At 62.1% G+C, this 12194-nt stretch carries 9 protein-coding genes; 2 read left to right on the top strand and 7 right to left on the bottom strand.

Going from position 1 to position 12194, the window contains the following annotated elements; all coding sequences use genetic code 11:
- Positions 1–80: 80 nt before the first annotated feature.
- The 6 genes from fae to PQR67_RS21195 form a co-directional block, all read right to left on the bottom strand.
- Positions 81–605: a formaldehyde-activating enzyme gene (gene fae, locus PQR67_RS21220; protein WP_093634452.1), complete on the bottom strand. Its 525-nt coding sequence runs from the start codon at positions 603–605 to the stop codon at positions 81–83.
- A 628-nt stretch (positions 606–1233) separates the two neighbouring features.
- The gene (locus PQR67_RS21215) at positions 1234–1524 is read right to left on the bottom strand and encodes an H-NS histone family protein (protein WP_408463491.1); all 291 of its coding nucleotides are present in this window, start codon (positions 1522–1524) and stop codon (positions 1234–1236) included.
- A gap of 194 nt (positions 1525–1718) precedes the next feature.
- A complete protein-coding gene (locus PQR67_RS21210; RefSeq protein ID WP_408463488.1) occupies positions 1719–2918 on the bottom strand; it encodes a serine hydrolase domain-containing protein in 1200 nt (399 codons plus the stop codon).
- Between the two features lie 92 nt (positions 2919–3010).
- Positions 3011–3214, bottom strand: coding sequence for a hypothetical protein (locus PQR67_RS21205; RefSeq protein WP_408463485.1), 204 nt, complete (start codon positions 3212–3214; stop codon positions 3011–3013).
- Positions 3215–3722: 508 nt separating this feature from the next.
- On the bottom strand, positions 3723–3983 hold the full coding sequence (locus PQR67_RS21200) for a hypothetical protein (RefSeq protein ID WP_408463482.1): 261 nt from the start codon (positions 3981–3983) through the stop codon (positions 3723–3725).
- An 86-nt stretch (positions 3984–4069) separates the two neighbouring features.
- Positions 4070–5536, bottom strand: coding sequence for a sigma-54 interaction domain-containing protein (locus PQR67_RS21195; RefSeq protein WP_408463479.1), 1467 nt, complete (start codon positions 5534–5536; stop codon positions 4070–4072).
- Positions 5537–5847: 311 nt separating this feature from the next.
- Between PQR67_RS21195 and PQR67_RS21190 the strand changes: the two genes are divergently transcribed.
- Positions 5848–7248, top strand: a complete 1401-nt coding sequence (locus PQR67_RS21190) for a GntP family permease (protein WP_408463476.1) — start codon at positions 5848–5850, stop codon at positions 7246–7248.
- Positions 7249–7477: 229 nt separating this feature from the next.
- Complete coding sequence (locus PQR67_RS21185; RefSeq protein WP_408463473.1) at positions 7478–8437, top strand: alpha/beta hydrolase family protein; 960 nt, start codon at positions 7478–7480, stop codon at positions 8435–8437.
- Positions 8438–8470: 33 nt separating this feature from the next.
- Here the strand turns inward: PQR67_RS21185 and PQR67_RS21180 are convergent, their stop codons facing one another.
- Positions 8471–12070 (bottom strand): ATP-binding protein, encoded by a 3600-nt coding sequence (locus PQR67_RS21180; RefSeq protein WP_408463470.1) that lies wholly within the window; start codon positions 12068–12070, stop codon positions 8471–8473.
- Positions 12071–12194: the final 124 nt, after the last annotated feature.

The raw sequence follows: 12194 nt of genomic DNA, 5'->3' as shown, positions 1-12194 counted from the left end.
TGCTTGTCTCCTTCCTGATCGCATCCAGTAGCGCAGACAGTTGCGCGGCCTTCACGGCGCGCGAACCGCGTTACGCGTGATTAACGTTGTTTCGGCGTGTAGAACGGGTTCGACACATCGCGCGCGGCGGCGAACACTTCATCGCGATGCGGCAAACCCTTCATCGCTGCGAGGATCGCGTTCTTGCACGCGCGGTAGTTGTTCTCGAAGACGGCGTCGAGATCGTCGGTGGCCGGATTGACCCAGTTCGCCGACACCACCACCCAATCGTTTTCCGCCTCGGGCGGCAGCGTGCCGTTCTCCAGCGACTCGGCCACGGCCTTCGCGATGCCGGCTTGCGAAGCGCCCCACGTCGCGTTGCCGTGGAAGTCGCTGCCGATCTGCGCCTTGTTCACGTACAGCGTGAGCGGCTTGGTCGGCACGCCCGGCCGTGCGATCACGACGAACGGCGCGTGGCCCGCGGAAGGCGTCGCCAACGCCGTGGCGAAAGCCTGCCCGGCGGGCCCATTGCGCGGGCCAACCAGTACGTTGATATGCGCGAGATTGACGCCGGGGCCTTCGAATCCTTCGCCGATAAAGAGTTGTTTGTCCGTCGATACGCTCATGGTCTTTCCGTCGAGGTTGAGTGGATGACCGATTGTGCTGTTCGGCATCCGCGACCCTGTATCGATGAGTTTTGATCCAGGGTATGAGGCGAACTCATCTCCGGGTTTGCCCCGGGCAGATCAAGTGACGTATGAGGTGACGCATCGCGTCGCACACGCGGACGAGCGCAAAGGTGAGAGTTTTCGGGACCCGCGAATGCGGAGCTCGAATCGCGGCAAAAGGTGAACAGACCGACGGCCGCTCACGCACCAGCGGCGCGAAGTCCAGCAACCAGGCAAAGTCCGCGAACAAGACAGCGTGAGAACTGAATGACGGATTACGCGATTCTTCGCATAGCCTGGGAACGCCCGCCAGCAAAGGCCGGCGCGGGTTTCGAGGAAGCGTGTACAAGCACGGTGGCAGTCGGGGCGATTGCAGCGCAAGGTGCGTCATCCGACAAAACCAGGCTCACCGAAACAACGAACCCTGGTTCACGGCGCCTGGAAAAAAACATGACGCGCGTTGCAAGCCCACACGAAAGGTGAGTGTTTTCGGGACCCTCTCAGCGGTGCGAGGAAAACCCGGCGCAACTTCACTTCAGAAAAAATCCGGCGCGTAGCGAGCGCAAGCGCCATGGACGAAAGGGCTTCAGACCTCGATCAGAAAGCGCTCGCGATTCTTGCCCGCAAGCCAGCCAGGTGAACGGCCACGGCCACTCCACGTCTCGCCCGTTTTCGGGTTGCGGTACTTGGCTACGGAAACCGGTTTGCGTCCCACGGCACGCTTGCTTGTAAAACCCAACTCTTCCGCTGTCAGATCGTATTCGGCGACCTTCTGCTTGATCTCGGCGATCGCCTGGGCAATTTCTTTTTCGCGCGCCACCGCGACTTCCTTGTGGAGCTTTTCAAGCTGGGCAGTCAACTGTTTGTACGAAGGCATGACGGGTACTCCGATCGATTTGACGAACTGCAGTACGGACGCCCCGAAGGAAGTCGTCCTTGGGGACACTATCAGACGAATAAAGTGCCGGATAGGGCGGCCCGCAGAGGGCGGCCCGCGCAGGAAGGTCCGCACCGAACTCCGCGACTAACCACCGTTCAAGGCTGCCCGCTCACCTGCCGTGGCCGACGCACTCAGTCGTCAATTGCATCGTACACGCGGCGTTCGAAATCGACCGACATTGGGAAGGGTTCGACAGCACGCCGCTGGATCAGCATGATACCGATCAGGTCTTCCACCGGATCGGCGAACCAGCTTGTGCCATACGCACCCGGCCAGCCGAACGACCCCATGGAGCGATAACCGAGCGGCAACTGCTGCGCCGGATCGTCGACGATGGACAAACCGAGGCCAAAACCCTGGCCCGCCCACGTCACATGACCGAACGCCGGCACGCGGCGCTGGTCGCGGGTCAGAAAATTCGAGCGCATCAAATCGACCGAGCGATGCGACAGCACACGTGTCGAACCGACGCGTCCGCGCCCGAGCAGCAGTTGCGCGAATTGCAGATAATCCTGCGCCGTCGAGACAAGACCGCCGCCGCCGCTCTGGAACCGGCCAGGATTCGCCCAGCGGCTCGCCGACGGATGATCTTCGACCACACGCCGCTGCGTGTCCGGCGCGACGCCATAAGCCGTTGCCAAACGCGAGAGCTGTGCGTCCGGCACCCAGAACGCCGTGTCGCGCATACCGAGCGGTTCGAAGATTCGCGTCCGGAAAAAGTCGCCGAGACGCATGCCGCTGATGCGCTCGATCAGTACGCCCAGAATGTCGGTTGCGATGCCGTAGTGCCAGCGCGAACCCGGCTGAAACATCAACGGTAGGGCGGCTATGCGTTTCAGCCACGCGTCGGCATCTCCCCGCGCTTCAATGCCGTTGAAGGCCGCCGCGTAAGCCTCGGCCAATGGACCGGTGGCGGTGAAATGATAGGCATAGCCCGCGCGATGCGTGAGCAGATCGAGCACGGTAATCGGCGCTCTGGCTGGGACGGCTTCGTCGAGCGGACCGGTGGGGTCGCGCAGCACGGACGGCGTGGCCAGCTCCGGCAGCCACAACGAGATCGGCGTATCGAGCGCAAGCCGATCCTCTTCGATCAGCATCAGGATCGCCACGCTCGTAACCGGCTTGGTCATCGAGGCAATGCGAAACAGCGTGTCGCGCTCCATGGGCAACCGCGCCGCTTCATCGCGCAAACCGAGCGGCTCGAAATAGCCGATTTCACCGCGCCGCCAGACCAGCGAAACAACGCCCGGCACCTCGCCGCGCCCCACATAAGCTTGCATGGCGTTCGTCAGCGCCGTCAGCCGGACAGCTGAAAGTCCTGCAGTGTGCATGCTCCTCCTGATTCCAGGGCGTTACGTTCCCTTATTTTTCAGGAAACGTTACCCGAGCAGACGGTACACGTCACCCTCCCTCCTGTGGGAGGTCACGCCTTTTTCCGCTCCTCCAATGCCGACAGGGCTGCATCGAGCCGTTTGACGCGGCTGGCCTGCGCCGGCACCAATACCGCCCCGGACACCAAAGCGATGCGGTTGCGCCAATAGGACAGTGGGATGCGGTCTTCAGCGGAGATATGTGAGATTACGTGCTCAAGATGTTCGATGTCTTTTTCGAGTTGATGGTGATTCATTGTTTTCCCCGGAATTACTCATTGGACTCGTTTGAAAAAGCATAAAGCGTGCCGCAATTACCTGGTCAGCCAATCAACAGGAAAATCTTTCTTAAGCCGTTAATCCAACCGGCCTCAATCCGGCAAAAACTGCATATATGTTTTAACTTTAAGCCGGTCGGATGAGGATACGGCGAAGAAACTTCGCCTTCCGTTAGGTGCCGCACCGACTCGAACTAGTGGAGAACCCGGAGCGCTTTGTTATCGGTGTGACCAATATAAGTAATGGCACCCGGGTAATTTAATAAATATTCAACGCGCATCATAACCGTTTTCAGAAACAGGAATTTGAGCCAGGCATTTATAACGGTCATATGCGTATTGCGCGACATCAGCTCGCCGCATGGCGGGGTTTAGCCCGTTCAAACGGAATTTTCACTGAGAAGGTGAGGCCCGCCGTCATGCCTGGCGACAGGCTAAAGAAAGGAAATTGTCATTCACGTTATGCCAGTGGTCGACTGGCATAACGTCATTTTGCACGGCAGGCGTATATCAGACTGAGGGTGCCGTTCTCGGTGGACTGGCGCACGACGTCGAAAGCGCCGCCGCAAGCCGCGTTTGCCTGTTGCGAACAGGAGTCGGAGCCGGCCGGACATTGAACCAGCGTAGTCGGGCGACCGTCCGATAGAAACAGCGGTGCGCTGCTGCTGCAACCACTCAGCAAGGCGATTGCGGGAAGCGCCAGCGCAGCACAGGCCCGGCGCGCGAAAGAGGAAAGACTCTGTTTCATTTGAACCCCGATCACGTCTTGTTTTTCGATCACGCGATTGTGCCACGCGACCATTGCGGTGCGTCATTCGATGTCGCCGTACTTTGTCACACCTCGATACCGTATGCCGCGATCTTCTTATAAAGCGTCGCGCGGCCCATGCCGATCTGCGTGGCCGTCTCAATCACGCGACCGCCATTGGCGCGCAAGGCGTCAGCCAGGTAGCGCTTTTCGAACGCGGCCATGGCATCGCTCCATGACGTCGCTTCGAGCGCCCCCGATGCCGCGTCCAAAGTGCGCGCCCCAGAGACCATGGATACCTGCGGACGATGGCCGCCATGTGACGGACCGATAAACGGCGCCAGCGCACGCGCATCGATTCGCTCGCTCTCCGAGAGCATCACCGCCCGCTCCAGCGTATTGCGCAGTTCGCGCACATTGCCGGGCCATCCGTACGAACACAGCAGTTGCAAAGCATCGTCCTGCAATTCGAAGTGACTGCCGCCGCGTGCTTGCGTCGACAGGTCCTCGAGCATGGCGTAGGCAAGCGCCTCGATATCGGACAGACGCTCGCGAAGCGCCGGCGCGTGGATCGTCAGCACGTTCAGCCGATAAAACAGGTCCGCGCGGAAACGCCCCGCCGCGACCAGCGTCGGCAAATCGGCCGAGGTCGCGGCGATGATCCGCACATCCGCGCGCACGATCCGGTTCGAGCCAAGCGGCTCGAACTCCTTGTCCTGCAGCACGCGCAGCAGCTTGCCCTGCAAAGGCAGCGGCATGTCGCCGATTTCGTCGAGAAACAGCGTGCCGCCGTTCGCGAGCTCGAACTTGCCGACCCGTCCCTTCCGGTCGGCGCCGGTATAGGCGCCGGCCGCGGCGCCGAAGAATTCGACTTCGAGCAAAGTGTCCGGAATCGCCGCCACGTTAACGGTCACGAGCGGCTGATTCGCCCGCGCCGATCCACCGTGAATGGCATGTGCCAGCAGTTCCTTGCCCGTGCCGGTTTCGCCAAGCAACAGCACCGGCGACTCGAGTTGCGCGGCGCGGCGCGCCTGGCGTTTCACCTCGAGACTCGCCGCGCTCGTACCGACAAAACTGCCGAACGTGTACTTCGCCCGCCGTGCCTGTGCGAGCGATTGGCGCGTCGCGATCAACTCCTCCTGCACGCGCGAATAGTGGGAAAAAAGCGGCGTGAGCGCCTTCAGTTCGTCGAACAACGCGAAGCCCACCGCACCGACCGTTTCGCCCGCGTCGTCTTTCAGCGGCAGCCGCGTCACCACGAGCGGCTCGCGGTCTGTTTCGAGGATGTCGAGCAGAATCGGTTTGCCGGTGTTGACGACCTCGCGCATCAGGCTGTTGGGAATCACCTCCTCGCAATCGCGGCCAATCGCCTGCGCCGGGTCCGAAAAACCGAAGCGCGCCGCGTAGCGCTTGTTGATCCAGACGACGCGCGCCTGGGCGTCGACGATGAACGTCCCTTCGCTGAAATTTTCGAACGTACGGAACAGCGATTCCATCGCCCGGCGGAGTACGTCGCCGTAGGTGGCAGGAAGGCCCGCCCAGTCGTTCATCATGGTGTCGCTGTCTCCGGCTATCGTTCTATTTATGCATGTCTCATTCCGTGGACAGCTTATCTCATCAATGAGATCGCCAGTAAGCCTGTTGCATAAGGGTTTAACCGCAGTTCAGCTTATATTCAGATGATTTGTGTCCCGTTTTAGAGACGTTTGGGTACAATCGGCCGCATCACGTTTCGAACTTCGCCTGTGAAATCAACGGGCATGCCACCGCAGCGCACGTGGCATGGAATCTGCATTTGCGGGCGCCGGGCCGTCGCACTCATCGGGACGGCGTACACGTAGAACAATCAAGCTTCGGAGACTCAATGTCCTTTGTTATCGTCCTCGCCGCGCTGGCGTTTCTGATGTTTGCCGCGTATCGCGGCTACAGCGTCATTCTGTTCGCGCCGATCGCCGCTCTCGGCGCGGTGCTGCTCACCGATCCAGGCGCTGTCGCGCCGGTGTTCTCCGGCATCTTCATGGAGAAGATGGTCGGCTTCGTGAAGCTTTACTTCCCCGTATTTCTGCTGGGCGCGGTATTCGGCAAGGTCATCGAACTGTCCGGCTTCTCGGAGTCGATCGTGGCTGCGGCCATCCGCTATATTGGCCGCTCGCGCGCCAATGCAGTGATCGTCGCGGTGTGCGCGTTGCTCACGTATGGCGGCGTATCGCTGTTCGTGGTGGTGTTCGCCGTATATCCGTTCGCCGCCGAACTGTACCGCCAGAGCAATATTCCGAAACGGCTGATGCCGGGCGCGATCGCGCTCGGCGCGTTCTCGTTCACGATGGACTCGCTGCCGGGCACGCCGCAGATCCAGAACATCATCCCGACGACCTTCTTCAAGACAACGTCCTGGGCCGCGCCCACGCTTGGCGTGATCGGCTCGCTGTTCATCATCGTGGTTGGCCTCACGTATCTGGAATGGCGCCGCCGCGCGGCGATGGCGACCGGCGAAGGCTACGGCACGAATCTCGTCAACGAACCGGAACGCGTCGAATCGAAGCAACTGCCGCATCCGCTGCTCGCGGTCGCGCCGCTGGTGCTGGTCGGCGTGGCGAACTTCCTGCTGACCCGCTGGATTCCGAACTGGTACGGCGCGTCGTACACCGTCGCACCGGACATCCTGCCGGGCATCCATGCGCCGGTTACGACCACGATCAAAAGCGTCGTCGCGATCTGGGCCGTTGAAGGCGCGCTGCTGCTCGGCATCGTGATGGTCGTGGTGACGGCGTTCGGCCGCGTGCGCGAGCGCTTTGCAGTCGGCACCAAGGCCGCGGTGGCGGGTGCGTTGCTGGCTTCATTGAATACCGCTTCGGAGTATGGCTTCGGTGGCGTGATCGCGGCGCTGCCGGGCTTCCTGGTGGTGAGCGACGCGTTGAAGAGCATTCCGAATCCGCTCGTCAATGCCGCGGTTTCGGTGAGCTCGCTGGCGGGCATCACGGGTTCGGCATCGGGCGGCATGAGCATTGCGCTCGCGGCCATGTCCGATACGTTCATCAAGGGCGCGGAAGCGGCGCATATCCCGATGGAAGTGTTGCACCGGGTGGTCGCCATGGCGAGCGGCGGCATGGACACCCTGCCGCATAACGGCGCGGTGATTACGCTGCTGGCGGTGACAGGGCTGACGCACCGCCAGTCGTACCGCGATATCTTCGCGGTGACGGTAATCAAGACGCTGGCGGTTTTCTTTGTCATCGCGGTGTATTACATGACGGGGCTGGTTTAACTTTATCGCTCTGAGAGACTGCTGAATTAAAGCGGGGCGCACCGGTACATCGGTGCGCCCCGTTTTTTCTAATGGAATGCTTGCGCATCACTTACCATTCAATTTCATTTTCACACTCAATTGCAGTGTGCTTGACCCCGTCGCATTCCGGTGTTTTGATTTGGGCGCGCGACTGTAGACGCGTGAAATAAAACGCATGAAACAGCGATCAAAAAAACGGGGCATATAAATGATCAAGAAGGTCACCGCGCACGGGCTTTTCGCCCTCGTCGCCCTCGTCGCACTCGTGGGTTCCGCGGCGCCGGCGGGCGCGGATGAACGCGATCCGATTGCCGCCGATCTGCACGAGACCATCGTTCAGATTCCGATGACCGAGCACGGCTTGTTCGGTGAGCACACGCGCGATATCGTCGGCACCACCTATATGCCCGACGGTGCGGGTCCGTTTCCGCTGATCGTCCTGAGCCATGGCAATCCTCCAAACGCCCATGATCGCTTCAAGGTCGGCCGCTACCGTCAGCTCGCGCAGATTCGCGAGTTTGTTCAGTTGGGCTTTGCGGTCATCGTTCCGATTCGGCGCGGCTATGGCGCAACCGGTGGCTCGTATGCGGAAAACACCGGTTCATGTCAGAACCCAGACTTCGAAAGCGCCGGACGGGAAGCCGCTCAGGACCTGCTCGCCGCCATCACGTTTGCGGACACGCTGCCGCAAGTCGATCGTGACAAGGTGATACTGGTCGGCCAGTCCGCCGGTGGGTTCGCTTCGCTGGCAGCGGCGAGCTATGCCCCTAAGGGACTCGTTGCGGTAATCAACTTCTCCGGCGGACGCGGCGGGGATCCGCGCGAGCATCCCGGCCGGCCCTGCTCACCGGAGCAGATGGCCACGACCATGGCGCACTTTGCCTCGACCACGACAGTGCCCGTGCTGTGGCACTACGTCGAAAACGATCAGTATTTCGCGCCGGATGTCGTCAAGACCTGGTTCAGCGCGTTCCAGGCGGCGGGAGGACGTGGCGAACTCGTTGTCGAGCCGCCTTTTGGCCGGGACGGCCACGGCATGTTCGCGGTGGACCGCTCGATTCCGATCTGGCTGCCGCATTTCGAGCAATTCGTCGCGCCGATTGTTCCGCTGAAGCAAAGCGCGCCTGTGTCTTCCGCGAACGCGGGTGGTGCGGCCTCATCGCCATAGGCGCGACACACACTGCGGCTGCCGCAGTAAACGTCAATGCATTGACGCTTCATCCAGACCGAAGTGATCGCATATCGCCTCGTGCAACGAGATTGCGCATTCGTCCATTTCGGTCGTCCAGCTTTCCCTGCTCTCGCACAGCCGCTGCAGCTCACGGCATTGCTGCGCGAACTGCCTCTCCTGCACGACGAGAAATCCGCCGGCGGCGCTATGCGCCCAGCCGCCCAAGGCCTCCCGGTCTTCCCGCTCGACAATCGCCAACAGCCTCGGCAGATCGTTTTGCAAGTGCTCCTTGAGCATCGCCGTATAACGCGCCTTGTCGTCCGCGCTGAGCGTAGCGGCCGGATCGGCGGCCGTTGCCGGGGTTGCCGGAACCACCGGCGCTGTCGCCGTTGATGTCGGCGCCAGCTCCCTCGCCGACGTCGATGTCGGTGCTGATGTCACGGCCAGCTCCCGCGCCGACGTCGCCGCGAGCAACGCCGTCTCCAGCTCACCAAGCGACGCCGGTTTGGCGACATAGCCGGTAAAGCCGCGCTCACGCCAGCCTTCTTGCTGCTGATTGTCGGTGACCGCGCTAAAGGCCAGCACCGGCAAGTCCGCATGCGCTTTGCGCAACGCCGCCAGCAACGCGTACCCGTCCATGACCGGCATGTGGATATCGGTCAGCACGACCTCGAAGTGCCCCTGTTCGAATGCCGCCAGCGCTTGCCGCCCGTCGCCGGCGATTGTCGGAAGGCAGCCGAGTGCACCGAGCTGCTCCACGATCAACGTCTGGATCAGTGGATTGTCTTCGGCGACCAGAACCGCCAGGCCGTGCAGCGCGGGATTTGCAGCGGGCGGGAGCGCCGCGGCGGGGTCGCCCGCGAGCGGCTGCGCACTGTCCGCACTGTCGGTAGCGACCCCGCCCTCGACCGCCAGTTCGACGGCAGACAGAATCGCCGTCCGGCTGAATTCAGTGGCTTCGAGCACGCCATCGCCACGCGCTGCGGGACGATGCGGCCCGGTTCGTGTAATCCACGCGACGCCGACTGGCCGGACCTCTCGCAACCTGGCAATGGCGTCGAGACTGTACTCACCGGTAACCAGCATCGCCTTCGGCTGGTTCACGCGTAACCAGGCCTGCGCGCTGCGCGTCGACATCACCGTGTGCGCCGACCAGCCCTCGCGCCGCAGCCAGCCGTCGAGCAGTTGTCCCGACTCACGCTCCTGACATAGCACCAGCACGCTTCCGCGACGCGCCGGCTCGACGGCCGGAACACGCAATTCATCCGGCGGCAACGCAAGCGGTATCGACGCGCTGAATGCGCTACCCACCCCGAGCACGCTCTCGACGCCAATATGCCCGCCCATCAATTCGCACAGCCGCGCGCAGATCGACAGACCCAAACCGGTGCCGCCATAGCGGCTCGAGGTGCTGGCCTCGCCTTGCTCGAACGGATTGAAAATGCGCGCCACCAGCGCCTGATCCATGCCGATGCCCGAATCGCAGACCCGGCAGATCAAAATTGGGCGCCCCTGCAGATCGTCCTTCACTTCGGCACTCAACGTGATCTTGCCGCACGACGTGAACTTGAACGCGTTGCTCAACAGGTTGTTGACGATCTGCGCGATGCGCGTGCGATCGCCGCGCAGCGGCTGATCGAGCGTCGGCGAGAGATGCGAGTAAAAGCGGATCGCCCGATCCGCCGTCATCGGCGCGTAGGACAGCGCGATATTTTCAAAGTCGTCGATGGGCCGGAACGATTCGGTCACGAGCCTCATCTCGCCCGCGTCGATTTTTGAAAAGTCGAGAATGTCGTTGACGATGCCGCGTAGCGCGCCGGCGGCCACCTCCAGCGTGGCGAGCCGTTGTGTGTGCGCTTCGAGGCCGGGGGTCCGCGCGAACAGTTCGAGATTGCCGAGTAACGCGTTCAACGGCGTGCGGATCTCATGGCTCATCGAGGCGAAGAAATTCGAACGCGCCCGCATCATGCTCTCGGAACTCTGCTGCGCGAGCCGCAGTTGCTGTTCGAGCGCATGCTGCGTGGTCACGTCGAGAATCGCGCAGAACAGCACGTCTTCATTCGCGTAACGCGCGGGAGCGTAAGTGAACTGCAGGAACTGTGCGGGCGCAGCGTCACTTGCTTCCGGCTGCGGCCGTGGCGGCCCCTCCGGTTGCGATTGCCGCACCTGTACCGGTAATGGCGAATGCGCTTGAAGTGCCTGCGCAGGCGCGACAAACGCAGCGACCTTCGCGAACGCCGCGACCGACGGTTTGTCAGGCGCCTGTGCCGAAAACTCGCCGACGATGTGCGGCGGCAAGCGGTTACGGCCCGCTTCGATGTGCAGCAACTCACCCGCCAGCGCGTTGGCATTGATGATCGAATAATCGCTTCGCCGAACGATGCACAAGCCGATCGGCGTCGCGCTGACGAGAATATGGTTGATGGTTTCGCTTTCCAGCGCGCGCGAGGTTTCCGCGAAGCTGTTGCGCAACAGGCGCAAGCCCCAGAAGCGGGCTGTCAGCGCGATCGCCGCCAACACCAGAAGCGTGAGGCCGACGAGCGCGGCCAGTTGCCAGCCAAGCGCGGCAAGCAACGAGCGCCAGGACAAATAGCCGACCAGCGTGCCGAAGTCACGCATGAGCGGCTCGCTCAGAAACGCGCCGTCGCGGGTGTAGCGATAGGTGCCAGGCGGGGCAGTTGCGACAACGCCCTGCAGTACCCTCAAGGCTTTCTCGTCGATAGGCGGTGACGACACAATCAGGCGACGGTCCGCCGTCAGCAGCAGCAGTGCGCCCTCACCGGTCGGCCCGCCAAGATGCGCCTCAAGCGCGTCGAGCGGAATACTCACGATGACGAGGGTGGTCGGCGTATTGCCGACATAGTGCGCCGCCACTTCCGAGATCACCTGAATACCTTGCAGCGGATCGCGATACGGACCGAGCCACACGTGCTCGCCTTTGCCCGGCACGCGCTTACCGGTCTGCGCCAACAATTCGAGTTCGGTCGTCTCACGCAGCGTGCCGACGATCGCGGATTGCAACGCCGGTGTTTCGACGGGTTTGGGATCGGCCGCAGCACCCGTCACGGGTTGAGCGAGAGACGGCAGGATCGCGGCGTAATCCTCGTCCAGTCCGAGCAGCATGGCGCGTTGTTGCAGTTCGAAGGCCTGCTGCGTCACCAGCATGGACTGCGCCGACTCGTACAGCCGCCACAGTTTCGCGTGAAAATCCGGCCCCCACGCCGTGCGCGTCGCCTCACCGACCAGCACGTCGAATTGCGCATCGATCCGGCTCACCGTGCCCCGCGCGGTGCCTGTCCGCAGGATCGATTTCTCCACGTCATCGGGCACGCGCAGTACGTTCCCGGTCTCCTGATAGTAGTCGAGGGTCAATTCGGCGCGGCGCAGGAACGACTCTTCGCGATGCAGGAGCAGCGAGATGTCGGTGGCATTCTGGGAGGCGAACGTTCGCCGGTAGTCAAGCTGCTTGCTGGCGGCGAGCACGGCCAGCAACAGCGCGAAGATGACCACGATCAGCATCAGCGAGGCAATGGTCGCCAGATACACACGCTGTTGACGCTTTGCGCTTTTGGCGAGCGAAGCGAATGCGTGGGCCAGTGACTCCTGAGTCCGGTCGAGGATCTTCTGCATCGTCGCTCAAGTAGCGGATTCGCGCAGGCAGACCGCTGCGGGTGTCGGGGCGACGAATCGCGTCTGCAGGCCTTGTCCGGCGCAGTGTAACGCTTTTGAAGGTAGCGGGAAACGCATCCGGCAC

This window comes from Paraburkholderia fungorum (assembly GCF_046026025.1).
In the GTDB taxonomy this organism is placed as follows: domain Bacteria; phylum Pseudomonadota; class Gammaproteobacteria; order Burkholderiales; family Burkholderiaceae; genus Paraburkholderia; species Paraburkholderia fungorum_E.
The sequence above is the reverse complement of the archived record's forward strand: the minus strand, read 5'-3'. Positions and strand labels throughout refer to the sequence as shown.

Coding starts and splice junctions, on each gene's coding strand:
- fae (WP_093634452.1), bottom strand. CDS start 605: ATGAGCGTATCGACGGACAAACAACTCTTTATCGGCGAAGGATTCGAA.
- PQR67_RS21215 (WP_408463491.1), bottom strand. CDS start 1,524: ATGCCTTCGTACAAACAGTTGACTGCCCAGCTTGAAAAGCTCCACAAG.
- PQR67_RS21210 (WP_408463488.1), bottom strand. CDS start 2,918: ATGCACACTGCAGGACTTTCAGCTGTCCGGCTGACGGCGCTGACGAAC.
- PQR67_RS21205 (WP_408463485.1), bottom strand. CDS start 3,214: ATGAATCACCATCAACTCGAAAAAGACATCGAACATCTTGAGCACGTA.
- PQR67_RS21200 (WP_408463482.1), bottom strand. CDS start 3,983: ATGAAACAGAGTCTTTCCTCTTTCGCGCGCCGGGCCTGTGCTGCGCTG.
- PQR67_RS21195 (WP_408463479.1), bottom strand. CDS start 5,536: ATGATGAACGACTGGGCGGGCCTTCCTGCCACCTACGGCGACGTACTC.
- PQR67_RS21190 (WP_408463476.1), top strand. CDS start 5,848: ATGTCCTTTGTTATCGTCCTCGCCGCGCTGGCGTTTCTGATGTTTGCC.
- PQR67_RS21185 (WP_408463473.1), top strand. CDS start 7,478: ATGATCAAGAAGGTCACCGCGCACGGGCTTTTCGCCCTCGTCGCCCTC.
- PQR67_RS21180 (WP_408463470.1), bottom strand. CDS start 12,070: ATGCAGAAGATCCTCGACCGGACTCAGGAGTCACTGGCCCACGCATTC.